Genomic DNA, 24,043 nt, shown 5'->3' with positions numbered 1-24,043 from the left:
TGATGAAACTGAACGCACTGCGTGGCCTGCTGCTGCCGTTACTGCTGCTGGCCGCCTGGGAATATGCCTCGCGCCAGAGCACTGCCGGCGCCTACGCCTTCGTACCCTTGGCCCAGGTGGGCGCGGCCCTGGCCGAACTGCTGGGCAATGGCGAGCTGCTGGTCAACCTGTGGGCGAGCCTGCTGCGTACCTGCATTGGCCTGGCCGTAGGGATCGTCGCCGGCACCGCACTGGGTGCGCTGATGGCCCTGTCCGGCCTGGCCAACCGCCTGATCGCACCCTTGTTCCACGCCCTGCGCCAGGTGCCGATGCTTGGCTGGATCCCTTTGATCGCCCTGTGGCTGGGCAACGGTGAAAGCGCCAAGCTGCTTATCGTCAGCCTCGCGGCGTTGTACCCGATGGTGCTCAATACCTTCGAAAGCCTGCGCCAGGTCGAGGGCCAGCACCGCGAGGCGGCCCGGGTGCTGATGCTCAGCCGCAGCCAGCAACTGCGCCTGATCCTGCTGCCGGCCGCCTTGCCGGGCATGGCCGCCGGCGTGCTGCAGGCCCTGGCCTTCGCCTGGGTGACGGCGGTGGGCAGCGAGCTGTTCCTGGCCTCCGGTGCCGGCCTGGGCAGCCTGATGATGAACGCCGAGGCCGGCGCGCGCATGGAGATCATCCTGGTCTGCGTGCTGTGCATCGGCTTGTGCGGCTACGTGATGTCCTGGCTCTGCACCCTCCTCGCCCGCCGCCTGCTGCGCGGCCACCCGACCCCTTGAAAGGCCCGACCATGAACGCCATCGCTCCCAAGCTTGACCCCAGCACCGCCACCGGCGCGCTGTCCATCCGTGGCCTGAGCAAGTGCTACCCGCTCAAGGGCCAACAGGTGCCGGTGCTTGAAGGCATCGACCTGGACATCCGCCCCGGCGAGTTCGTCAGCATTCTCGGCGCCAGTGGCTGCGGCAAGTCCACCCTGCTGCGGCTGGTCGTCGGCCTCGACCAGGACTATCAAGGGCAGATCCTGCTCGACCAGCAGCCGGTGCGCGGCCCGGGCCTGGAGCGCGGCATCGTGTTCCAGGACCATCGCTTGTTCCCGTGGATGACCTTGCAGCAGAACATCGCCCTGGCCCTGAAGAACCACGCCCTGCCCGCCGCCGAAAAAGCCCGCCTGGTGGCCGAGCACATCGACCTGGTGGGCCTCACCGGCTTTGAGAGCGCCTACCCGCACCAGCTCTCCGGTGGCATGGCCCAGCGCGCCGCGATTGCCCGGGCACTGGTCAACAAACCCAAGGTGCTGCTGCTCGACGAGCCCCTCGGCGCCCTTGACGCCCTGACCCGGGTGCGGCTGCAACAGGAGCTGCAGCGGATCTGGGTGCAGGAGCGCTGCACGGTGATCATGGTCACCCACGACATCGAAGAGGCACTGTACCTGGGCGACCGGGTGATCGTGCTGGATGCCCACCCGGGGCGCATCCGCGAGGACCTGCGCATCGACCTGCCGCACCCACGGCAGCGCGACAGTGCGCTGCTGCAGGGCTTCAAGCAACGCTTGCTGGGGGAGTTGGTCGGGCACTGAACAGAGCCCGACCTGCTTACATCTCGACCTGGGTCCCGAGCTCGATCACCCGGTTCAGCGGCAGCTGGAAGTACTTGAGGTTGCTGTTGGCATTCTTGAGCAGGAACGCGAACAGGTGCTCACGCCACCTGGCCATGCCCATGCGCTTGCTGGCGATGACGGTTTCCCGGCTGAGGAAATAGGTGGTGCGCATGGCGGCGAACTCAAGATCGTCGCGCTGGCAGCGGCTCAGGGCCAGCGGCACGTTGGGCTCTTCCATGAAACCGAAATGCAGGCTTACGCGGAAGAAGCCCTCACCGAACGCTTCGACCTCGAAACGCTTGCCCACACTGACCCGCGGTTGGTCCTCGAACACCACAGTCAGCAGCACCACCTGCTCGTGCAAGACCTGGTTGTGCAGCAGGTTGTGCAACAGCGCGTGCGGCACCGCTTCGGGCCTGGCGCTGAGGAACACCGCCGTGCCCGTGACTCGGTGGGGTGGCTGGTACTGCAGGCTGGCGATGAACAGGTCGAGCGGCAGCGCGCCTTCGTCGAGGCGCTCGACGATGAGCCGGCGCCCACGCTTCCAGGTGGTCATCAGCACGAACAGGGCAACCCCGGCGATCACCGGGAACGCACCGCCTTGCAGGATCTTCGGGGCGTTGGCGGCAAAGTACAGGCTGTCTACCAGCAGGAAGCCCAGCAACAGCGGGATCGCCAACCAGCGTGGCGTTTTCCACAGCAACAGCACCACCGCCGAGGCCAGCAAGGTGGTGATCAGCATGGTGCCGGTCACCGCAACGCCATAGGCGGCGGCCAGTGCACTGGACGACTCGAAACCCACCACCAGCAGTACCACGCCGACCATCAACGCCCAGTTGACCATGCCGATGTAGATTTGCCCCTGCTCTTCGCTGGAGGTGTGCTGGATGAACATGCGCGGCACATAGCCGAGCTGAATGGCCTGGCGGGTCAGGGAGAAGGCGCCGGAAATCACTGCCTGGGAGGCGATGATGGTGGCCAGCGTGGCGAGCCCGACCATGGGCAGCAGGGCCCAGTCGGGGGCGAGCAGATAGAACGGGTTGCGCACCGCGTCCGGGTTGCCGAGGATCAACGCGCCCTGGCCAAAGTAGTTCAGCACCAGGCCCGGCAGCACCAGCAGGAACCAGGCCCTGGCGATGGGCTTGCGGCCGAAGTGCCCCATGTCGGCGTACAGCGCTTCGGCGCCGGTCAACGCCAGCACCACGGCGCCGAGGATGGCCACGCCCATGCCCGGGTGCGCCACGAAGAACTGCACCGCCCAGGCCGGATTGAGCGCCTGCAGCACCTCGGGGCGCTGGGCGATGCCATGCACGCCAAGCGCCCCGAGCACGACGAACCACAGCACCATGATCGGCCCGAACAGGATGCCGATGCGCGCGGTGCCGTGCTTCTGAATGACGAACAGCGCCACCAGCACTACCACCGACAACGGCACCACCCAGTGCTCGATGCCGTCGAAGGCCAGTTGCAAGCCTTCCACCGCCGAGAGCACCGATATCGCCGGGGTGATCATGCTGTCGCCGTAGAACAATGCGGCGCCGAACAGCCCCAGCAGCACCAGCACCTTACTCAGGCGCGCATAGGGCGCCGCGGCCCGGTGCGCCAGTGCAGTCAGGGCCATGATGCCGCCCTCGCCCTGGTTGCTGGCGCGCAGAATGAACAGCACGTACTTGATCGACACCACCCAGATCAACGACCAGAACACCAGCGACAATACGCCGAGCACGCCGACGGTATTGGCCTGGACGCCGTAGTGGCCGGCGAAGACTTCCTTGAGGGTGTACAGCGGGCTGGTGCCGATGTCGCCATACACCACGCCGACCGCGGCAACGAGGGTGCCGATTGCGGTGGTCTTGCCGGGATGGGTTGGTATTGCAGCGGTAACGCTCTGGCTCACGGATGACGTCTCTGGGCTGGCGGGTGGAAAGCGCCTGCCCTCCCTGTGCATGACGACCTCGCGTGGCGCCCGCTCCGCCCCCGGCTACCTGCCTGAGGCCCTGCGGACCGGGCAGCAGAGGCGGCCAGTATCCTTGCAAGCGATCTGGCCGGCCGTAAAAAGAGCGTAAAAAAGCACGGCATCCACGCCCCCAGGCCAATCGCAGCGCCTGATGGGCGCGCAGGCCGGCCGACAGTGTCGGCCGGCCCATGCAGCGCGAGATCTACCCCACCGCCTGCGCCGCCTGTTGCTCGGCGTGGTAGGACGAGCGCACCAGCGGCCCCGACGCCACGTTCCTGAAGCCCATCGCCACGGCCTGCTCGGCAAACCAGGCGAAGGTGTCCGGGTGCACGAAGCGCTGCACCGGCAGGTGGCTGCGCGACGGCTGCAGGTACTGACCCAGGGTCAGCATGTCGACCTGGTGCTCGCGCAGGCGCTGCATCACCTCGAGCACTTCCTGGTCGGTTTCGCCCAGGCCAAGCATCAGCCCGGACTTGGTCGGCACGCCCGGCACCCGTTGCTTGAAGCGCTCCAGCAAATCCAGCGACCACTCGAAGTCCGAGCCCGGCCGGGCCGCCTTGTACAGGCGCGGCACCGTTTCCAGGTTGTGGTTGAACACATCCGGCGGCTCCTGCGCGGTGATGGCCAGGGCCACGTCCATGCGCCCCCGGTAGTCGGGCACCAGGGTTTCCAGCTGGATGCCCGGCGACAGCCGGCGGATCTCGCGCAGGCAATCGACGAAGTGCTGGGCGCCGCCGTCGCGCAGGTCGTCGCGGTCCACCGAGGTGATCACCACATACTTCAGGCCCAGGTCGGCAATGGCGATGGCCAGGTTCTTCGGTTCATCGACGTCCAGCGGCCGTGGCCGGCCATGGCCGACGTCGCAGAACGGGCAACGGCGGGTGCAAATGTCGCCCATGATCATGAAGGTCGCCGTACCGCCGGCGAAGCACTCGCCCAGGTTCGGGCAGGCGGCCTCTTCGCAGACGCTGTGCAGCTTGTGCTTGCGCAACAGCGCCTTGACCCGCGCCACCTCGGGTGAGGTGGCGATCTCGACGCGGATCCACTCGGGTTTGCGCGGGATGTCCTCGGTGGGCAGGATCTTCACCGGGATGCGCGCCACCTTCTCGGCGCCACGCAGTTTCACCCCGGCCTGCAGGGGCTGGGGCTTGGTCTCGACAGCCTGGGGCTGGGTCATGGGCAGGCTCCTGTTCAACCACGGTAGTAACGGGGGGCCACGAAGGGTGTGCGCACCACCTGCATCGGCACCCGTTTGCCGCGTACCAGGGCGAACACCTCGGTCTGCAACGCTGTGTACTCGCTCTGCACGTAGCCCATCGCCAGCGGCCCGCCCAGGCTTGGGCCGAAGCCGCCGCTGGTGACCCGGCCGATCACCTCCTCGCGGGCATTGACGATCAATGCCCCTTCACGCACCGGCACCCGCTCACGGGGCAGCAGGCCGACCCGTTTGCTGGCCACGCCCTCGCGTTGCTGGGCCAGGATATGCGCAGCCCCCGGGAAACCACCGGCGCGCTCGCCGTCGGCACGCCGGGCCTTGGAAATCGCCCAGGCCAGGCTGGCCTCTATCGGTGTGGTGCGCACCTCCATGTCATGGCCATACAGGCACAGGCCGGCCTCCAGGCGCAGCGAGTCGCGGGCGCCCAGGCCGATGGCCTCGACCTCGGGTTCGGCCAGCAGGGTGCGGGCCAGCAGCGCCGCCGCCTCCACCGGCACCGAGATTTCGTAGCCGTCCTCGCCGGTGTAGCCCGAGCGGCTGACATAGCAATCGACACCCAGCAGCTTGACGCTGGTGAACTGCATGAAGGTCATGCCGCCCACCTGCGAGGCCAGGCGCCCGAGCACCTTGGCCGCCGCCGGCCCTTGCAGGGCCAGCAGGGCGCGGCTGGCGAACAGCGACTCGACCTCGCACTGGCCCTCCAGCTGCTGGCGCAGGTGGGCCAGGTCCTGCTGCTTGCAGGCGGCGTTGACCACCAGCAACAACTCGTCGCTGGCCAGCCTGGCCACCATCAGGTCATCGAGGATGCCGCCGTCGGCGTTGGTGAACAGCGCATAGCGCTGCATGCCCACCGGCAAATCGATGATGTCGACCGGCACCAGCGCCTCCAGGGCCTGGGCGGCCTGGGCGCCGCGCAGGCGGATCTGGCCCATGTGCGAAACATCGAACAGGCCGGCCTGCTCACGGGTATGCAGGTGTTCCTTGAGCACCCCCAGCGGGTATTGCACCGGCATGGCGTAGCCGGCGAAAGGCACCATGCGCGCGCCCAGTTGCAGATGCAGGGCGTGCAGCGGGGTGTGTTGGAGTTCTTGTGTGGACATGGGTGACTCCTTGGGTTCGAAGGGGGCTCAGGCCGGGTACACCGGGAAGCGCTGGCACAGCTCGCCGACCTGGCGCGCCACCTGGGCTTCGACGTCGGCATCGCCGAGGTGCTCGAGGATGTCGCAGATCCAGCTGGCCAGGGCGCGGCACTCCTCGACCTTGAAACCACGGGTGGTCACCGCCGGGGTGCCGATGCGCAGGCCCGAGGTCACGAACGGCGACTGCGGATCGTTGGGCACGGCGTTCTTGTTCACCGTGATGTGCGCCCGCCCCAAGGCGGCGTCGGCGTCCTTGCCGGTGATGCCCTGGCGGATCAGGCTGAGCAGGAACAGGTGGTTGTCGGTGCCGCCGGAGACCACGTCGAAACCCCGTTGCAGGAACACCTGGGCCATTGCCTGGGCGTTATCGATGACCTGCTGTTGGTAGGCCTTGAAACCAGGTTCCAGGGCCTCTTTGAAGCACACCGCCTTGGCCGCGATCACATGCATCAGCGGCCCGCCCTGCCCGCCCGGGAACACCGCCGAATTGAGTTTTTTCTCGAGGTCCGCATCGCCCTTGGCCAGGATCAGGCCGCCGCGCGGGCCGCGCAGGGTCTTGTGGGTAGTGGTGGTGACCACGTCGGCGTAGGGCAGCGGATTGGGGTACAGGCCTGCGGCCACCAGGCCGGCGACGTGGGCCATGTCGACGAACAGGTAGGCACCGACCAGATCGGCGATCTGCCGGAAGCGTGCGAAGTCCAGGGTCTTGGAGTAGGCGGAGAAGCCGGCGACGATCATTTTCGGCCGGTGCTCGAGGGCCAGGCGCTCGACCTCGGCGTAGTCGATCAGGCCATCGGCGTCGATGCCGTACTGCACGGCGTTGTACAGCTTGCCCGAGGACGACACCTTGGCGCCGTGGGTCAGGTGGCCGCCGTGGGCCAGGCTCATGCCCAGCAGGGTGTCGCCGGCCTGCAGCAACGCCAGGTAGACCGCGGCGTTGGCCTGGGAGCCGGAGTGCGGCTGGACGTTGGCGTAACCGGCGCCGAACAGCTGGCGGGCACGGTCGATGGCCAGCTGCTCGACCACATCGACGTGCTCGCAGCCGCCGTAGTAGCGCTTGCCCGGGTAGCCTTCGGCGTATTTGTTGGTCAGCTCGCTGCCCTGGGCCTGCATCACCTGGGGGCTGGTGTAGTTTTCCGAGGCGATCAGCTCGATGTGATCTTCCTGGCGCTGCGCTTCGCGCTGCATGGCGGCGGACAGCGCAGGGTCGAAATCGGAGAGGGTCAGGCTTTTGTGGAACATGGGAGGTTTCCTTGTTGTTCTGTTGGATGCCTGCATGCGGTTGCAGGAGCAATTGTCTTGAGGCGCCTGTACCGGCCTCATCGCTGGCAAGCCAGCTCCCACAGGTACAGCGCTGGCTTTGAGCGAGGCGCAATCTGTGTGGGAGCCGGCTTGCCGGCGATGCAGGCGGCACAAGGTCGTCAGGCGTCCTGGTAGCTCGACAGCGGCGGGCAGGCGCAGGCCAGGTTGCGGTCGCCGTAGACGTTGTCCACGCGCCCCACCGGCGGCCAGTACTTGCTTTCACGCAGGGTCGCCAGCGGGTACACCGCCAGATCCCGGCTGTAGCCGTGGCGCCAGTCGCCGACCAGTTCGAAGGCAGTGTGCGGGGCGTTCTTCAGCGGGTTGTCGAGTGGGTCCAGGGTGCCGTTCTCTACCGCGCGGATCTCTTCGCGGATGCAGATCATCGCCTCGCAGAAGCGGTCCAGCTCCTCTTTGGACTCGCTCTCGGTCGGCTCGACCATCAAGGTGCCGGCCACCGGGAAGGACATGGTCGGGGCGTGGAAGCCGAAGTCGATCAGGCGCTTGGCCACGTCTTCGACGCTGATGCCGCTGCTGTCCTTGAGGGGGCGCAGGTCGAGGATGCACTCGTGGGCCACCAGGCCGTTGTCGCCGCTGTAGAGCACCGGGTAGTGCTCCTCCAGGCGCCGGGCGATGTAGTTGGCGCTGAGGATCGCCAGCTGCGAGGCGCGCTTGAGCCCTGCCCCGCCCATCATGCGCAGGTACATCCAGGTGATCGGCAGGATGCTCGCGCTGCCATAGGGCGCCGCGCTGACCGCGCCGTGCTTGTTCGGCATATGCCCGTGGCCGGGCAGGAACGGCGCCAGGTGCGCCTTGACGCCGATCGGGCCGACGCCGGGGCCGCCACCGCCGTGGGGGATGCAGAAGGTCTTGTGCAGGTTCAGGTGCGACACGTCGCCACCGAACTTGCCCGGCGCGCACAGGCCGACCATGGCGTTCATGTTGGCGCCGTCCAGGTACACCTGGCCGCCGTGCTCATGAATGATCGCGCAGATGCGGCTGATGCCGTCCTCGAACACGCCGTGGGTCGAGGGGTAGGTGATCATCAGCGCGGCCAGCTGCGCCGAATGCTGCTCGGCCTTGCGCTGCAGGTCGGCGACATCGACGTTGCCGCGCGCATCGCAGTCGACCACCACCACCCGCAGGCCGGCCATCTGCGCCGTGGCCGGGTTGGTGCCGTGGGCCGACGACGGGATCAGGCACACATCGCGCCCTGCCTGGCCACGGCTGGCGTGGTAGGCACGGATGGCCAGCAGGCCGGCGTACTCGCCCTGGGAGCCGGCGTTGGGCTGCAGCGACATGGCGTCGTAACCGGTGGCCGCGCAGAGCATGGCCTCCAGTTCATCGGTGAGTTGCCGGTAGCCCTGGGTCTGCTCGGCCGGGGCGAACGGGTGCAGCGCGCCGAACTCGGGCCAGGTGATCGGGATCATCTCGCTGGCGGCGTTGAGCTTCATGGTGCACGAGCCCAGCGCGATCATGGTCCGATCCAGGGCCAGGTCCTTGTCGGCCAGGGCACGCAGGTAGCGCATCAGCCCGGTTTCCGAGTGATGGCGGTTAAACACCGGGTGCTGCAGGAAGGCCGACTCGCGCAGCAGCGCGGCCGGCAGGCTGTCGCCCGCGTCGGCGGCCAGGGCGGTGAAGTCCGGAAGCGCCTGGCCTGGCGTGGCGAACACCTGCCACAGGGCCTCGACGGCAGCCTGCTCACAGGTTTCATCCAGCGACACCCCTACCCGCACATCATCGATCAGCCGCAGGTTCAGGCGCGCGCCGTTGGCGGCGGCCAGCACCTGGACGACGGGCTGGGCGGTCAGCACACTGACGCTGTCGAAGAAGTGCTGCTGCTCGACCTGGTGCCCAAGTTGTTGTAACCCCTTTACCAGAATCGCCGTCAGGCGGTGCACCCGCTGGGCGATCCGGGTCAGGCCCTGGGGGCCGTGGTAGACCGCGTACATGCTGGCGATATTGGCCAGCAGCACCTGCGCGGTGCAGATGTTGCTGGTGGCCTTCTCGCGGCGGATGTGCTGCTCGCGGGTTTGCATGGCCAGGCGCAGGGCCGGCTTGCCGAAGCGGTCGATGGAGACGCCGACCAGCCGGCCGGGCATGTCGCGTTTGAATTGATCGCGGGTGGCAAAGTACGCCGCGTGCGGGCCACCGTAGCCCAGCGGCACGCCGAAGCGTTGAGCACTGCCCAGCACCACGTCGGCACCGAACTCGCCCGGCGGGGTCAGCAGGGTCAGCGCCAGCAGGTCGGCGGCCACCGCCACCAGCGCACCGGCGGCGTGGGCACGCTGCACCAGGCTGCGCGGGTCGTTGATGGCGCCGGTGCTGGCCGGGTATTGGAGCAGCAGGCCGAAGTAGCCCTCCAGCGGCTGGTTGTGCAGCGCCGCTTCGTCACCGATGACCACTTCGATGCCCAGCGGCTCGGCACGGGTGCGCAGCACGTCGAGGGTCTGCGGGTGGCAGTGCTGCGAGGCGAAGAAGGCCGGGGCCTTGTTCTTCGCCAGGCGCTTGCAGAAGGTCATCGCTTCGGCGGCGGCGGTGGCTTCATCGAGCAACGAGGCGTTGGCGATTTCCATGCCCGTCATATCGCTGATCAGAGTCTGGAAGTTCAGCAGTGCCTCCAGGCGGCCCTGGGAAATCTCCGGCTGGTACGGCGTGTAGGCGGTGTACCAGGCCGGGTTTTCCAGGAGGTTGCGCAGGATCACCGTCGGCGTGTGGCAGGGGTAGTAGCCCTGGCCGATATGGTTGCGGAACAACTGGTTGTTGCCGGCGATGGCCTTGAGCGCGGCCAGGGCTTGGGCCTCGCCCTGCCCGTTGCTCAGTTCGAGCACGCTGCTGCCCTTGATGCTGGCAGGGATGACGCTGTCGATCAGGGCGTCCAGCGAGTCATGGCCGGTAAGCGCCAGCATGGCGTCGATATCGGCCTGGCGCGGGCCGATATGCCGGGGGATGAACTCGTTGTCGGTACCCAAGCGGATGGCGTTGATCATGTCGGCCCCCGGGCTCAGGCGTTGTCGGCCAGGAAGCGGTCGTAGCCGTCCTGGTCCATCAGGCTGTCGAGGTCGGCCAGGTCGCTGGCCTGGATGCGGAAGAACCAGCCGTCCTGCATGGGCGAGGCGTTGACCAGCTCGGGGTCGTCGGCCAGGGCCTGGTTGACCGCCACCACCGTGCCGTTGAGCGGCATGCCGATATTGCTGGCGGCCTTCACCGACTCCAGCACCGCGACTTCGCTGCCCTCGTCGTACGCGCCGGGCTCGGGCAGCTGCACGAACACCACATCACCCAGGGCCTGCTGGGCGTAGCTGGTGATACCTACGGTCAGCTCGCCGCTCGCTTCCAGACGCAGCCATTCGTGTTCAGGGGTAAAACGCAGAGTGCTCATGGAGGTTCCTTTCTTGTTATCAGGTGGGTCCTGGGACAGGACTACCGGTAACAGAGCAAGGGCAATGCCAACTCCATAAAAACGTTATATTTCAGATATTTATAGATATTTAGGCGGTATCCATCGGCCTGCACTGCGGAGCGAAATCGCTCCGTCTGCAGTGCCCGCCTGCCAGCGCCGGGCTGGCGGGCCAATCCAGCCGGGGTTCAGGCCCGGTTGGAGCACAAACACTCCAGTGGAGCGAAGTGGCTCCGGGCCCTTACAAGGCCCGGCTGGCGATACCGTACTTGCGCAGGCGCTGGCCGATGGCCGTGTGCGAGGTTTGCAGGCGCAGGGCCAATTGCCGGGTGGAGGGGTAGCTGGCGTAAAGCTTCTCCAGCAGGTCCTTTTCGAAGCCCTGCACCGCCGCCTCCAGGCTGACCACCTCCTGGGCATCGGGCTGCTGACTGCTCAAGGCGGTGCCGGCCAGCTCCAGGTCGTCGCAGTCGATCACATCGCCTTCGCTGATGGCCGCCGCGCGAAACAGTACGTTCTGCAACTGGCGCACGTTGCCCGCCCAGCGGTTGCCCAGCAGCAGCGGATGGGTGGCCAGGGCCAGCCGGCATGGTGGGCGCTGGATCTGCGCGCAGGCCTGGCGCAGGAAATGCTCGGCCAGCAGCAGGATGTCCTTGCCGCGCTCGCGCAGCGGCGGCACTTTCAGGTTGAGCACGTTGAGGCGGTAGTACAGGTCTTCGCGAAAACTGCCTTCGACCACCATGCTTTCCAGGTGGCGGTGGGTGGCGCAGACCACCCGCACATTGACCCGCACCTCGCCACCGCCGCCGACCCGGCGAAAGCTGCCGTCGTTGAGAAAGCGCAACAGCTTGGCCTGCAGGTAGGGCGACATCTCGCCCACTTCATCGAGGAACACCGTGCCGCCATCGCCCAGTTCCAACAGGCCCGGCTTGCCGCCCCGCTGGGCACCGGTGAAGGCGCCGGCGGCGTAGCCGAACAGTTCGCTCTCGGCCAGGCTCTCGGGCAATGCCGCGCAGTTGAGCGCCAAAAACGACGCATCGCGGCGGGCGCTGAGGGCATGGCAGGCGCGTGCCACCAGCTCCTTGCCGGTGCCGGTTTCGCCCTGGATCAACAGCGGTGCTTCCAGGCCAGCCACTTTGTGCAGGCGCACCTTGAGTTCCTTGAGCGGCGTCGACTCCCCCAGCAAGGCTTGCAGCCCGTCGGTGGAGTCATGCAGCAACGACGCCAGGCGCTCGCCGATGCGGCTCGGCGGGTACAGCGTCAGCAGGCCGCCCACCAGGCCGTCGGCCCCGCCGCTGATGGGCGTGGCTTCGAGCAGCAGCGCCTGGCCCTGGAACGCCACCTCGCACATGGGCAGGCGAAAACCCTTGGCGATCAGGGTCTGGCCCAGGTCGGGCTCGGCGAACAGCCGCGACAGCGGCTCACCGGCCGGCTCGCGGCCGATCAGGCTGACCAGGGTCGGGTTGGCCAACAGCACATGGCCGCTTGGGTCAACGGCCAGCACCGGGTCGCTCATCGCCGCCAGCAACGCCTCCAATTGCAGGCGCCGGCGGTGGCCGGGGAGGAAGTCGACCAGCTCGACCGCCTGCACCGCGTCCAGGCCCAGCAACGCCGCGTGGAGTTCGTCCAGCACCGCCTGCGACAGCGCCGGCGCATCGATATAGACATTGGGCGGGACCATTTCCACCGCATCCAGGTTGAGGTTGCGCGCCCCCAGCAGTGCCAGGATTTCCTGGGTGATGCCGACGCGGTCGACGAAGGTGACGTGGATTCTCATCGGGACTCCCTGCTTGGCAAACGACAACAGGGGGACGGCGCACGGTGCGCTGCCCCCCTGGTTAAGACCTGAACCTGGCGATCAATCGGTATCGAGGGACAACTGCCCGTTCTCCTGGCGTTTCTGGCGCAGGGAGCGATAGGCCAGGCCGAGTACGGCGAACCACACCGGCACGGCGTACAACGCCAGGCGCGTGTCGGCCTCCAGGGCCAGCAGGCCGAGGATGAACACGAAGAACGCCAGGCACACCCAGCACATCAGCGTGCCGCCGGGCATCTTGTACTTCGAGGCCTGGTGCAGGTGCGCCCGCTGCTTGCGGTAGGCCAGGTACGACAGCAGGATCATCGACCAGACGAACATGAACAGCAGTGCCGACACCGTGGTGATCAAGGTGAAGGCATCGAGCATGTTCGGCACCAGGTAGATCACCAGCGCCCCGGCCGTCAGGCAGACACAGGAGAAGATCAGGCCGTTGGACGGCACCGCGCGGCTGGACAGCGCGCCGAACCTGCCGGGCGCATCACCGTCCACTGCCAGGCCGTAGAGCATGCGGCTGGTGGAGAACACGCCGCTGTTGGCCGAGGACGCTGCCGAAGTCAGCACCACGAAGTTGATGATCCCCGCCGCCGCCGGCAGCCCGGCCAGCACGAACAGTTCGACGAAGGGGCTTTTGTTGGCCACCACTTCGCGCCAGGGGGTCACGGCCATGATGGCGACCAGCGCGAACACGTAGAAGATGATGATGCGTAGCGGGATCGAGTTGATCGCCCGTGGCAGGTTGCGTTCCGGGTTCTTGGTTTCGGCGGCGGTGGTGCCCACCAGCTCGATGCCGACGAAGGCGAACACGGCAATCTGGAAACCGGCGAAGAAACCCATGGCGCCATGGGGGAACATGCCGCCGTCATTCCACAGGTTGGCCAGCGAAGCGACGTTGCCGGCCGGCGACTGGTAGGCCGCCGCCACCATGGACAGGCCGGTGCAGACCAGCGCACAGATGGCCACGATCTTGATCATGGCAAACCAGAATTCCATCTCGCCGAACAGTTTCACGGTCATCAGGTTGAGCGACAGCAGCACGCCGACGCAGCCCAGCGCCGGTAGCCACAGGGGAATGTCCGGGAACCAGAACTGTGCATAGGCGGCAATCGCGATCACATCGGCAATGCCGGTGACGATCCAGCAGAACCAGTAGGTCCAGCCGGTGAAGAACCCGGCCCACGGCCCCAGCAGATCGGCGGAAAAATCGATGAAGGATTTGTACTTCAAGTTGGACAGCAATAATTCGCCCATCGCCCGCATGACAAAGAACAGCATGAAGCCGATGATCATGTAGACGAAGATGATCGACGGGCCGGCCAGGCTTATGGTCTTGCCCGAGCCCATGAACAGGCCGGTGCCGATGGCACCACCGATGGCGATCAACTGGATGTGGCGGTTGGACAGGCTGCGCTGAAGTTCGTGGCCTTCGGCCTCAGGCAGGCGTTGGCCATGTGGCAAGTTGTTCATTATTTTTACCTTGCTAGTTTAATTGTTTTTATAACGTCACAAGTTCAACTTTCCGAGCCGGGCTTTTGGTCTTGAAGTCCGGCCGAACGCAAGGGAAAGAGCAAGGTATGTGCCAAGGGCCAGAGGCCGCTGGAATCGGGGTTTGTTATAGGTTTCGCGCTATTGTTCCGTAATGAACTCACTCCAATAAAACCTGTTGATACAGCCTTCAACTTCCGTGAAGGCGTGGTAAACCCTGCCCTCACCCGCCCTGTAGCGATATCGCTACATTGGAGCGCATTCGGTCCGCGCCTGAAGGGCTGCCTTGTGTTGCTGGTACTGGCCTCATCGCTGGCAAGCCAGCTCCCACAAGAAATGCGCTTGGCTTGAGCCAATGCGATCGGGGTGGGAGCCAGCTCCCACCGGAATTGCGCTTGGCTTGAGCCAGCGCGGTCGGGGTGGGATCCAGCTCCCACCGGAATTGCGCTTGGCTTGAGCCAGCGCGGTCGGGGTGGGAGCCGGCTTGCCGGCGATGAGGCCAGCACGGGCAGTGCAAGACTGTTGCGTCTAAGGGTTCAGGCGTGAACCTTGCGCACCGGCGCACGACTACGCTGCTGCTCCTGCCAATCCCCCACCAACCCCACCGGCATATCGCTCGGCGCCAGCGGCTCGCGTCCGCGCACCAGGTCCGCCGCACGCTCGGCGAGCATGATGGTCGGGGCGTTGAGGTTGCCGTTGGGCTCGGTCGGGAACACCGACGAGTCGATCACCCGCAGCCCCTGCAACCCATGCACCCGCAGCGTTGAATCGACCACCGCCATGTCATCCTCACCCATGCGGCACGAGCCGCAGGGGTGCATGGTGCTTTCCATGTTGGCGCGCACGAAGGCGTCGATCTGTTCGTCGGTCTGCACCTGGGGCCCGGGCGCCAGCTCCTCGCCGCGGAAGCGGTCCATGGCCGGCTGGGCGAGGATCTCGCGGGTCAGGCGCACGCAGCGGCGAAAGCCCTCCCGGTCCTCTTCGCTCTCAAGGTAGTTGAAGCGGATTTCCGGGTGCTGGTACGGGTCGGCCGACAGCGCCCGCACATGGCCGCGGCTCTTGGGCTTGTTCGGCCCGGTGAGCACCATGAAGCCGTGGCCTTTGAACGGTTTGTCACCGTCGTAGCGCATGGCCGCCGGCAGGAAGTGGAACTGGATGTCCGGCCAGCGCAGCCCTTTGGAAGAACGGATGAAACCGCCGGCCTCGAAGTGGTTGCTGGCGCCCAGGCCATCCTTGAACAGCAGCCAGCGCAGGCCGATCATCGCCTTGCCCAGCAGGCTCATCTTGCCGTTGAGGGTGATTGGCTGCTTGCAGGCGTACTGGATGTAGATTTCCGAATGGTCCTGCAGGTTCTCGCCCACGCCCGGCAGGTGATGGCGCACCTCGATACCGGCTTTCTTCAGCACCGCCTCGGGGCCGATGCCGGAGCGCTGCAACAGGTGCGGCGAGCCGATCGGGCCGGACGCAACCAGCACTTCGCGGTTGCACAGCACCTGGTGGGTCTGCCCGCCTTCGTCGTACTCCACCCCCACCGCGCGCTTGCCGTCGAGCAGGATGCGCCGGGTCATGGCGTGGGTGACCACGGTCAGGTTGGGCCGGCTCATGGCCGGGCGCAGATAGGCGTTGGCGGTGGACCAGCGCACGCCGTCCTTGACCGTCATGTGCATGGCGCCGAAGCCTTCCTGCATGTAGCCGTTGCAGTCGTCGGTCTTGATGTAGCCTGCCTCGGCACCGGCCTCGACCCAGGCGCCGTACAGCGGGTTCTGCATGTTGTTGCCATTGTTGGTGGCCAAGGGCCCGGCGCCGCCACGGTAGTCATCGCCGCCGAACTTGAAGTTTTCGGCACGCTTGAAGTACGGCAGGCAGTGGCGGTAGCTCCAGTGCTTGGCGCCCAGGCTTTCCCATTCATCGAAATCACAGGCGTGGCCACGGATGTAGACCAGGCCGTTGATCGACGACGAACCGCCCAGCACCTTGCCCCGTGGGCAGTGCAGGCGCCGGCCGTCCAGGTGCGGCTCGGCCACGGTCTCGTAGCGCCAGTTGTATTTCTTGGTGTTCATCGGCAAGGAGAACGCGCTGGGCATCTGGATCAGCACGCTGCGGTCGCTGCCGCCAAACTCCAGGACCAGCACCGAAGTGCCGGCGTCCTCGGTCAGGCGGTTGGCCAACACGCAGCCGGCAGAGCCCGCACCGATGATGATGTAGTCGTATCGCTTGTTCATGGTTTAGTCCTGTACGCGAAGGCCAGCGGCCCGATCGTGATGTTGATTGCCCTTGGGGTAGCCGCCCCAGCCCAGGCGCGCCGCCAGCAAGCGGGTCAGGCCGTAGTGCACAAGCCCGGCCAGCAGGCAGGACGGCAGCGAGGCGGTGGCGAAGGTGAAGAAGCTGGTGTGGGCCAGGGTCTGCGGGTTGAACACCACCACGTAGATGGCGAAACCCGCCGCCAGCGCCAGCAGCGCGATGGGGTTGAAGCCCCGGCAGAAGCGCAGTGGCGAGGCGCTTTGTTCGGCGTAAAGGTGGCGCAGGTTGACCCGCTGGCGGCGCAGGAAGAAGTAATCGGCAATGCCGATGCCGGCCAGGGCGCTGTTGAGTGCCGAGGTCCACACCAGAAAGATGAAGAAGCCGTCGTAGATCCCCGGCAGCAGCACCACGATGGCCACCGGGATGATGCAGAACAGCCCGATCAAGACCGCCCAGCCCAGGCTGCGCAGGCGCTCCCCGGCCAGCTGGCGCAAGCCGATCACCGCGGTGTAGAGAATGTTGACCATGCCGGTGAGGTTGGCCAGGGCCAGAAAGCCCAGGGCGATCACACCGAAGGCCATGCCCCCGGCCACCCGCATCCAGGCGGTGGGGTCGCTGCTGCCCAGGGTGGTGGCGGCGAACAGGCTGACCGACTCGCCCAGCACCGCCGCGCCGAAGATGCCCACCAGGTTCGGCCAGAAGGCCGTGCGTTGGTTGCTGCACAGGCGCGACAGGTTGCCGATGTAGGGCCACCAGGAGAAGCCGGCGGCGATGTTGATTTCCACCGCGACCATGAAGTTGACGTGGGGGTTCTCGAACGGGGGCTGCAAGGGCGGCATGGCCAGCAGTTCGGCGAGGCTGTGGCTGCGCAGGATGAAGTACATCAATGCCAGCATGATCAGGATCAGGCTGGGCGCGATCAGCGCGCTCAGCAGGCGGATCATGTCCGGCCCGCGAATGGCCACCAGCGCCGCCAGCAGGATCGCCAGCAGCGCCCCGGCGCTCACCAGCCAGCCATCGCCGTCGGGCTGGGCGTGCTGCACCAGGGTTTGCAGGTTGTCCAGCGCCCGCCCGCACATCAGCCCGAGCACCGCCAGCCAGCCCATGGTCAGCACCACCACCGAGAGGAAGTACACCAGGCGGCTGCCGTTGAGGCCGAACATGCTGCGCAGGTAGGTGAACTGCTCGACGCCGTACTTGCCGCACGGCAGGCAGGTGGACGCGGAGGCCAGCACCACGCCGAGGATATTGCCGATGACGATCGCGGCGATGCCCTGCAGCGGCCCGACGAACAGCGCGGTGGCGCCGCCGATCAGGAACACCCAGGTGGCTACCGCCAGCGCCGAGTTGGCGTAGGCATAGCCCCAGAAGCCCCAGACCCGCTCATTGGGCAGCAACGGCGTGTCGCCGCGTTCGGCCGCCAGGCGAAACTCCTGCTCGCGCAAGCGGCTCATGGCTGGCCTCCGAGCAGGTAGGCGCCGGCGACCATCACCAGCGTCAGCAAGGCCAGGGCAATCACGTCACGGGCGGTCAATGCCCCCGGCCACTGCGCCCTGCCCTCCAGTTCTTCATAGGCGCGCAGGCGCCGTTCCAGGTCTTGCGCACGCTCTGCATCCACTTGGCTGTTCATTGGGCATCACCTCGACTTGTTCTTATTGTTGAAATTCGATGCGTTGATGAACCTGCGTCGCACGCCAGGCGACGCAGGCCGGCCTTGCTACCTCAAGGCAAGGTGATCCAGACCGCCTTGGTCTCCAGGAAGAACTCCAGTTGTTCCGCGCCCATGTCCTTGCCATAACCCGACTGCTTGTAGCCACCGAACGGCATGGACGGGTCCAGGGTGCTGTGGGCATTGACGTAGACCGTGCCGGCGCGCAGGCGCGGGATCAGCCCGTGGACCTTGCCCAGGTCGTTGCTGTACAGCGCCGCCGCCAGGCCGTACTCGCTGTCGTTGGCCAGCGCCAGGGCCTGCTCCTGGGTATCGAACGGCGCGGTCACCAGCACCGGGCCGAAGATCTCCTCGCGCACGATGCGCATGCGGTTGTCGCAGTTGGCGAAGATGGTCGGCTGCACGTAGTAGCCCGGGCCTTCGACCGGCTCGCCGCCGTAGTACAGCTGCGCCCCTTCGGCCTTGCCCAGGGCGATGTAGTCCAGCACCCGCTGCTGTTGCTGGCGCGACACCATGGGGCTGATGAAGCAGTCCGGGTCCAGGCCGGGGGCGATCTTCAGGGTGGCCGTGTAGCGCGCCAGCGCCTGGAGGAAGGCCGGGTACACGCTGCGTTCGATATAGGCGCGGGTACCGGCATCGCACACCTGCCCAGAGTTGAAGAATACGCCGTTGGCCACCGCTTCGGCGGCGGCTTCGATATCGGCGTCGGCGAACACGATCACCGGCGACTTGCCGCCCAGCTCCAGGGTCAGGCGCTTCATCTGGTCCATCGCCGCCTTGCCCACCGAGCAGCCCACTGGCGTGGAGCCGGTGAAACTCAGCTTGTCGATACCCGGGTGGCGCGACATCGCCTCGCCGACCACGCTGCCACGCCCGGTGACGATGTTGATCACCCCATCAGGGATGCCCGACTGCTGCACCAGTTCGGCGAAGCGCAGGGCCGACAGCGAGGTCAGCTCGGCCGGCTTGACCACCACCGTGCAACCGGTGGCCAGGGCCGCGCCGAGCTTCCAGGCCATGGTCTGCAGCGGGAAGTTCCACGGCACGATGGCGCCCACCACGCCGACCGCCTCCTTGCGGGTGTAGGCCAGGTAGTTGCCGGGCAGCGACGGCTCGACGGTGCGCCCATGCAGCTTGCTGGCCCAGCCGGCGAAATAGCGCAGGGTGTCGACCGTGCCCTGGATGTCCACGGCGCGGGCCTGGGCCACCGACTTGCCCATGTCGATCGACTCGATCTGCGCCAGCTCGTCGCCATGGCTTTCGATCAGGTCGGCCAGGCGCTGGATCAGGCGCTCGCGCTCCAGCGGCTTGAGCTGGCTCCAGGGGCCGCCATCGAACTGCGCGCGGGCGGCCTGCACCGCGCGGTCGAGGTCGTCGGCGGTGCCCATGGGGATGCGTGTGAGCACGCCCTCGGTGGACGGTTCGATAACGTCGGCGCTGGCGCCGTCGCTGGCTTCGCGCCATTCACCGCCGATGAACATGCGCAGGGGTTTGCCCAGGAAACGCTGGGTGGCCTCGGTAACGCCGAAGGCCTGCAGGTAGGTTTTGACCTTGTTGTCCACTGTCGAAGCTCCGGGTCAGCGCGCCTTGGCGCGGGCGTGGAAGATGAAGCCGAGGCTGTTCATCAGCAATTGCGCGGCGAGGATCGAGGTGACGCCGGCCGGGTCGTACGCCGGGGCCACTTCCACCAGGTCCATGCCGACGATGCGCCCCTGGCTGCGCCGGGCCAGTGCCTGGATGATTTCCAGCACTTCGTAGTACTGGAAGCCGCCATGGCTGGGGGTGCCGGTGCCTGGGGCGATGGACGGGTCGAAACCGTCGATGTCGATGGTGATGTAGTAGTCGCGCCCTTGCGGGATCTTCGCCAGCACGCCTTCGCAGCCCAGGCGACGCACGTCGCGCACCGAGAGGATCTGCGAGCCGGCCTCGCGGGCGGCGTCGTAGTCGTCGCGGTTGGAGGACGACACGTTGCGGATGCCCAGCTGGGTCATGCCGACGATGTGGTCAAGCTCCGAGGCGCGGCGCAGCGGGCTGCCGTGGCCGTAGCGCACGCCGTGGCGTTCGTCGACGAAGTCCAGGTGGGCGTCGAAATGCACGATATGGATGGGCCCGCGGCCTTCGAAGGCCTTGATCACCGGCGCGTGGATCGAGTGGTCGCCGCCCAGCACCACGGGCATGGCACCGGCCGCGAGGATCTGGCGCACGGCCGACTCGATGTTGGCGTTGCTGCTGGCCATGTCGGTGTGGACGATATCGGCATCGCCGACATCGACCATGCGCAGCTGGTCTTCGGTGAGGTAGGTGGCGTCGTCTTCGAAGTCGTAGGCGCCGGAATGGCCGAACGAGAACAGCGTCGATGCCTCACGAATGCCGCGCGGTCCGAAGCGTGCGCCGGAGCGCCATTGGGTGCCCATGTCGTTGGGCGCGCCGAGGATGGCCACATCGGCATCGATGGCCGCCCAGTCGGTGCAGATGGGCGCCTTGGCGAAGGTGCAATGGCCCACGAAGGGCAGGTTCAGGCGGCCGGATTCATAACCGTGCTTAGCCATGTGCGGGTTTCTCCACTTATTGTTCTGGTCAGGAGACGGCGTGCCGGGGCAGCGCCGTTGCAGCCACTATGGCGCCGGGTTGAACCTGGAAAAATGCGCAAGTGCAGATGCATACATCGCCGCACCCGAAGTATCTGCCGGCAGATGGACGCCAGATGTCCCAGGCATTGCGGCGATCAGCCGCGCATGGTTAGCTGCGGAAAAAACAGTGCGCGGACACTCATATCAGCCTTGGCGATGTGAGCAACCGCCCAGGAGGCCAGGGTGATCCAGCTCCACGATGTCGATCTGAAGCTTCTCAGGGTATTCACCACCATCGTCAGGTGCGGCGGCTTTTCCGCAGCCCAGGCCGCGCTGAACGCCGGCCAGTCGACCATCAGCGAACAGATGACCCACCTGGAAACCCGCCTGGGGGTCAAGCTGTGCCAGCGCGGGCGCAGCGGCTTTCGCCTGACCGAGCAAGGGGTGGCCATCCATGAGGCCACCCTGCGCCTGCTCAGCGCGGTGGAGAGTTTTTGCCTGGACGCCGACGTGCTCAAGCAGCACATCAGCGGCAAGCTCAACCTGGGCATCATCGACTCGACCCTGACCGACGCCGCCTCGCCGCTGCCGCGTACCACCCAGCGCTTCGTCTCGCGCGGGCACGATGCCCACCTGCACATCTACATCGGCGCCCCGGCGGAGCTGGAAGAGCGGGTGCTGGACAGCCGTCTGCACCTGGCCATCGGCCATTTCCCCCTGCGGGTGCCGGGGCTGTCCTACCTGCCGCTGTATGACGAAGCCCTGGGCTTGTACTGCGGCCGGCGCCACCCGCTGTATGGGAGCAAGGCAAGCAATGGCCGCCTGCTGGAAGAGGTGCGCGGCTGCCATATCGTCGTGCGCGGTTACATGCAGCAATACGACCTGGAGCAACTGGGCGTGAACAAGGCCGCCGCCACCGTGGAGAACATCGAGGCGGCGGCGATCCTGATCATTTCCGGCGCCTACATCGGCTTTTTGCCGGTGCACTTCGCCGAGCAGTGGGTGAAGACCGGCGACATGCGCCGCCTGGGCGCCAGCAGCCTGGACCTGACCTCGCCGTTCGACGTCATCACCCGCCGCGGGGTATCGCCACCGCCGATCCTGCAGGCGTTTCTCGAAGACCTGAACGCCTGCATGCATCAGCCTGGGTTGGGCTGACCATTTTCTGCCGGCCCATTGATGATCAGAGGCCATTTATCTGCCTCTGCTGCTTGTAGGAATTATCCAGCCGCCACGCAGGAATCGCCCCTCAACTCTTCAAGAAATACCTGACGCCCTCCCTGTGAACCGCCTCGGTATCTTTTCCAGCCCCGTTTCGACCTGGCTGGATCCCGCCGGGCGACCACGTTCACGCATGGAGAGCTGCACATGGCAACACGCGCCAAGATGGCCGTCACCCCTGGAAAACAGGCCAAGCGCCCGCTGGACAGCGAGGCGCTGGCATGAGCGGCGAAACCAAGCAGCGCGAATCCCAGGTCGCCGTCGCCCCGCTCAACACCATCGATGTCAAGGACGTCGGCCGTGGCGCCGCGGCCTTCGACGCCTGGCTGCAATCGGTCAGCGGCGGCTACGTTACCCTCGAACGGATCAAGAGCGTCGCCGGCACACTGCCGGTGGTCGGCAACATCATGGCCCTGGTCGACGCCCTGGGCGACGTGGTGACCCTGGTCAAGAGCAAGAACCGCCAGTTGCTCGACTGGGTGAGCCTGGGCATCAACCTGATCGGCGTGCTGCCGACGCCGCCGACCATGGCCGCGGCGCGCATGAGCCTGCGGCCAACGCTGTTCCTGGTGCGCCAGGAGCTGCGCAACAGCGCCAAGATGCTGCTGGGCGATTCGCTGATCACGGTATTGAGCGGGCACCTCAACGCCACCATCGCCGGCACCATCGACGACTTCGTCAAACAGGCCCAGCCGAAGATTGCCGAGATCCTCGCCGACGCCGGTGCGCTCGGCACCAAGGTGACCGGCGAGATCGCCGATGGCCTGGAGAAGGTGGTGCTCGGCCAGCTTGATGCCAAAGGCGACAAAGCGGCGGCGAGCCAGCAGATGGCGGCGGCGAGCGATCAGTTGCTCTACGACCCCAAGACCGCGATCAGCAATTTCTTCGGTGCGGTACACAGCGCCTACAAGGCTGCCGGCAAGGGCCTGGCCAACAGCGCGACGAGCAAGCTGCTGCCGGACGAAATCAAGACCAAGGTGCTGGCCAACACCGGCCAGTTGCGCGCCCTGGGCCCGGAGATGGCCCAGCAGTTGAACAAGCTGGCCGACCCGGGCACGCAGATGAGCATCAGCTGGATGCTCAACGTGTTGGACGGCGCGGTAAAGGGCTTTCGCAAGCGCAACAGGAACGGCCAGCCAGGGGTGGTCAAGCCGGATACCGTGACCCAGGTGGAGCGCGAGCAAGGCAAGGGGCAGTTGGCGGTCAGTGGCCGGCAGGCGCCGGCTGAGCAGACGCCGAGCCCCAAGCGTCCCCCTTGCCCACCCGAGCCGAAGGCCCGGACCGGCCATAGCATCAGTTTCTCGCTGGGTTCCGAGTTCATCCTGCATACCGATTTCAGTTTGCCTGGACCCTTCCCCATCGAATGGCAGCGGACCTATCACTCGCGCCTGGCCGAATATGACCAGGGCAGCCTCGGGGCGCGCTGGGTCACCGAATTCACTACCCGTATCGACGTGGCGGCCAAGGGCCTGGTGTTCCATGACCACGACGGTCGCAGCCATGCCTTCGACCTGCCCAAGGTCGGCAAGGCGCTGTTCAACGCCATCGAAGACCTGCTGCTGGTGCGCAGCAGCGAAGAGGAACTGGTGATCTGCCGTGGTTTCGTGCGCAAGGAGTACTACCTGCGCGTGGGCGATCGCTATTACCTGCGCAAGATCCTGCTGGGGAACGACGCCGGCTGCATGCTGCATTACGAGCATCGCCACCAAGGCCGGCCGGTGCTGTCCGACATCATTACCTTCCAGGGTGACGTGAAGGATGTGCTGCGCCACCTCGGCACACTGATCGACGACCACGGCCATATCACCGGCCTGTGGGAAATGCGCGACGGCCAGCCGCTGCGTCAGCTGTGCGCCTACCACTACGATGACCAAGGCGATCTGACTGCCGCCCAGGACGAGAACGGCGCGGCCTGGCACTACCAGTACCAGCATCACCTGGTGACTCGGTACACCGACCGCACCGGTCGCGGCATGAACCTGCAATGGGATGGCAGTGCCTTTGACGCCAAGGCCATTCGCGAGTGGGCCGACGATGGCAGCTTCGACACGAAGCTCGAGTGGGACGAGAACATTCGCCTTACCTACGTCTCCGACGCCCACGGCCAGGAGACTTGGTACTACTACGACATCCAGGGGCATCTTTATCGCATCCGCTACCCCGACGAGCGCTCGGAATGGTTGTTCCGCGACGAGCGCAAGAAGCTCGTGCGTCATGTTCATCCGGACGGCAGCGAAGACCGCTACGACTACGACGATCAAGGCAGCGTCATCCGCCATATCCGTGCCGACCACAGCAAGGTCCACATCGCCTATGACGACCGTCGCCATCCGATCAAGATCCGCGATGCCGAAGGTGGCCTGTGGCTGCGTGATTACGATCTCAAGGGCAACCTGATTGAAGCCACCGACCCGCTGGGCAACACGACCGAATACGCCTACACGCCCTCGGGCCTGG

General features: G+C 66.2%; 17 protein-coding genes. 4 read left to right on the top strand and 13 right to left on the bottom strand.

What is annotated here, in order from left to right; genetic code table 11:
* The first annotated feature begins 2 nt into the window (after positions 1–2).
* Complete coding sequence (locus tag ACQ4N9_RS06165) at positions 3–758, top strand: ABC transporter permease (RefSeq protein ID WP_390971266.1); 756 nt, start codon at positions 3–5, stop codon at positions 756–758.
* 11 nt (positions 759–769) lie between these two features.
* Positions 770–1,555: an ABC transporter ATP-binding protein gene (locus ACQ4N9_RS06160; protein ID WP_347151389.1), complete on the top strand. Its 786-nt coding sequence runs from the start codon at positions 770–772 to the stop codon at positions 1,553–1,555.
* A gap of 16 nt (positions 1,556–1,571) precedes the next feature.
* Here ACQ4N9_RS06160 and ACQ4N9_RS06155 read toward each other — a convergent pair whose 3' ends face one another.
* The 13 genes from ACQ4N9_RS06155 to speB all read right to left on the bottom strand — a co-directional run bounded on the left by ACQ4N9_RS06155 (position 1,572) and on the right by speB (position 20,344).
* Entirely contained in the window at positions 1,572–3,524 is a 1,953-nt protein-coding gene (locus ACQ4N9_RS06155; protein WP_390971264.1) for a potassium transporter Kup, read from the bottom strand.
* A 211-nt stretch (positions 3,525–3,735) separates the two neighbouring features.
* Positions 3,736–4,710: a lipoyl synthase gene (gene lipA, locus ACQ4N9_RS06150; RefSeq protein ID WP_390971262.1), complete on the bottom strand. Its 975-nt coding sequence runs from the start codon at positions 4,708–4,710 to the stop codon at positions 3,736–3,738.
* A 14-nt stretch (positions 4,711–4,724) separates the two neighbouring features.
* Entirely contained in the window at positions 4,725–5,849 is a 1,125-nt protein-coding gene (gene gcvT / locus ACQ4N9_RS06145; protein ID WP_390971260.1) for a glycine cleavage system aminomethyltransferase GcvT, read from the bottom strand.
* A gap of 27 nt (positions 5,850–5,876) precedes the next feature.
* Complete coding sequence (glyA, locus tag ACQ4N9_RS06140; protein WP_390971258.1) at positions 5,877–7,130, bottom strand: serine hydroxymethyltransferase; 1,254 nt, start codon at positions 7,128–7,130, stop codon at positions 5,877–5,879.
* A gap of 179 nt (positions 7,131–7,309) precedes the next feature.
* Entirely contained in the window at positions 7,310–10,177 is a 2,868-nt protein-coding gene (gcvP, locus tag ACQ4N9_RS06135) for an aminomethyl-transferring glycine dehydrogenase (RefSeq protein ID WP_390971256.1), read from the bottom strand.
* 14 nt (positions 10,178–10,191) lie between these two features.
* Entirely contained in the window at positions 10,192–10,569 is a 378-nt protein-coding gene (gcvH, locus tag ACQ4N9_RS06130) for a glycine cleavage system protein GcvH (protein ID WP_347151382.1), read from the bottom strand.
* A gap of 259 nt (positions 10,570–10,828) precedes the next feature.
* On the bottom strand, positions 10,829–12,361 hold the full coding sequence (locus tag ACQ4N9_RS06125) for a sigma 54-interacting transcriptional regulator (protein WP_390971254.1): 1,533 nt from the start codon (positions 12,359–12,361) through the stop codon (positions 10,829–10,831).
* 81 nt (positions 12,362–12,442) lie between these two features.
* A complete protein-coding gene (gene cycA / locus ACQ4N9_RS06120) occupies positions 12,443–13,867 on the bottom strand; it encodes a D-serine/D-alanine/glycine transporter (protein WP_430932428.1) in 1,425 nt (474 codons plus the stop codon).
* A 554-nt stretch (positions 13,868–14,421) separates the two neighbouring features.
* Entirely contained in the window at positions 14,422–16,107 is a 1,686-nt protein-coding gene (betA, locus tag ACQ4N9_RS06115) for a choline dehydrogenase (protein WP_390971250.1), read from the bottom strand.
* Positions 16,108–16,110: 3 nt separating this feature from the next.
* The gene (locus ACQ4N9_RS06110; protein WP_390971248.1) at positions 16,111–17,580 is read right to left on the bottom strand and encodes a purine-cytosine permease family protein; all 1,470 of its coding nucleotides are present in this window, start codon (positions 17,578–17,580) and stop codon (positions 16,111–16,113) included.
* On the bottom strand, positions 17,577–17,756 hold the full coding sequence (locus tag ACQ4N9_RS06105; RefSeq protein WP_390971246.1) for a hypothetical protein: 180 nt from the start codon (positions 17,754–17,756) through the stop codon (positions 17,577–17,579). The genes ACQ4N9_RS06110 and ACQ4N9_RS06105 overlap by 4 nt, the downstream gene beginning before the upstream one ends.
* A 92-nt stretch (positions 17,757–17,848) precedes the next feature.
* Complete coding sequence (locus ACQ4N9_RS06100) at positions 17,849–19,357, bottom strand: aldehyde dehydrogenase family protein (protein WP_390971244.1); 1,509 nt, start codon at positions 19,355–19,357, stop codon at positions 17,849–17,851.
* 15 nt (positions 19,358–19,372) lie between these two features.
* A complete protein-coding gene (gene speB / locus ACQ4N9_RS06095; RefSeq protein ID WP_390971242.1) occupies positions 19,373–20,344 on the bottom strand; it encodes an agmatinase in 972 nt (323 codons plus the stop codon).
* Between the two features lie 264 nt (positions 20,345–20,608).
* Between speB and ACQ4N9_RS06090 the strand changes: the two genes are divergently transcribed.
* Both ACQ4N9_RS06090 and ACQ4N9_RS06085 read left to right on the top strand, forming a co-directional pair.
* Positions 20,609–21,523, top strand: coding sequence for a LysR family transcriptional regulator (locus tag ACQ4N9_RS06090; RefSeq protein WP_390971240.1), 915 nt, complete (start codon positions 20,609–20,611; stop codon positions 21,521–21,523).
* 284 nt (positions 21,524–21,807) lie between these two features.
* Positions 21,808–24,043, top strand: a 2,236-nt coding sequence (locus tag ACQ4N9_RS06085) for a DUF6531 domain-containing protein (RefSeq protein WP_430932424.1), incomplete at its 3' end; no start/stop codon positions are given.

Origin of the sequence: Pseudomonas sp. ES1, assembly GCF_050586605.1 — a bacterium.
Classification (GTDB): Bacteria; Pseudomonadota; Gammaproteobacteria; order Pseudomonadales; family Pseudomonadaceae; genus Aquipseudomonas; species Aquipseudomonas sichuanensis.
The sequence above is the reverse complement of the archived record's forward strand: the minus strand, read 5'-3'. Positions and strand labels throughout refer to the sequence as shown.

Coding starts and splice junctions, on each gene's coding strand:
- ACQ4N9_RS06105 (WP_390971246.1), bottom strand. CDS start 17,756: ATGAACAGCCAAGTGGATGCAGAGCGTGCGCAAGACCTGGAACGGCGC.
- gcvT (WP_390971260.1), bottom strand. CDS start 5,849: ATGTCCACACAAGAACTCCAACACACCCCGCTGCACGCCCTGCATCTG.
- ACQ4N9_RS06165 (WP_390971266.1), top strand. CDS start 3: ATGAAACTGAACGCACTGCGTGGCCTGCTGCTGCCGTTACTGCTGCTG.
- speB (WP_390971242.1), bottom strand. CDS start 20,344: ATGGCTAAGCACGGTTATGAATCCGGCCGCCTGAACCTGCCCTTCGTG.
- gcvP (WP_390971256.1), bottom strand. CDS start 10,177: ATGATCAACGCCATCCGCTTGGGTACCGACAACGAGTTCATCCCCCGG.
- ACQ4N9_RS06155 (WP_390971264.1), bottom strand. CDS start 3,524: ATGCACAGGGAGGGCAGGCGCTTTCCACCCGCCAGCCCAGAGACGTCA.
- glyA (WP_390971258.1), bottom strand. CDS start 7,130: ATGTTCCACAAAAGCCTGACCCTCTCCGATTTCGACCCTGCGCTGTCC.
- lipA (WP_390971262.1), bottom strand. CDS start 4,710: ATGACCCAGCCCCAGGCTGTCGAGACCAAGCCCCAGCCCCTGCAGGCC.
- ACQ4N9_RS06160 (WP_347151389.1), top strand. CDS start 770: ATGAACGCCATCGCTCCCAAGCTTGACCCCAGCACCGCCACCGGCGCG.
- gcvH (WP_347151382.1), bottom strand. CDS start 10,569: ATGAGCACTCTGCGTTTTACCCCTGAACACGAATGGCTGCGTCTGGAA.
- ACQ4N9_RS06110 (WP_390971248.1), bottom strand. CDS start 17,580: ATGAGCCGCTTGCGCGAGCAGGAGTTTCGCCTGGCGGCCGAACGCGGC.
- ACQ4N9_RS06125 (WP_390971254.1), bottom strand. CDS start 12,361: ATGAGAATCCACGTCACCTTCGTCGACCGCGTCGGCATCACCCAGGAA.
- cycA (WP_430932428.1), bottom strand. CDS start 13,867: ATGAACAACTTGCCACATGGCCAACGCCTGCCTGAGGCCGAAGGCCAC.
- betA (WP_390971250.1), bottom strand. CDS start 16,107: ATGAACAAGCGATACGACTACATCATCATCGGTGCGGGCTCTGCCGGC.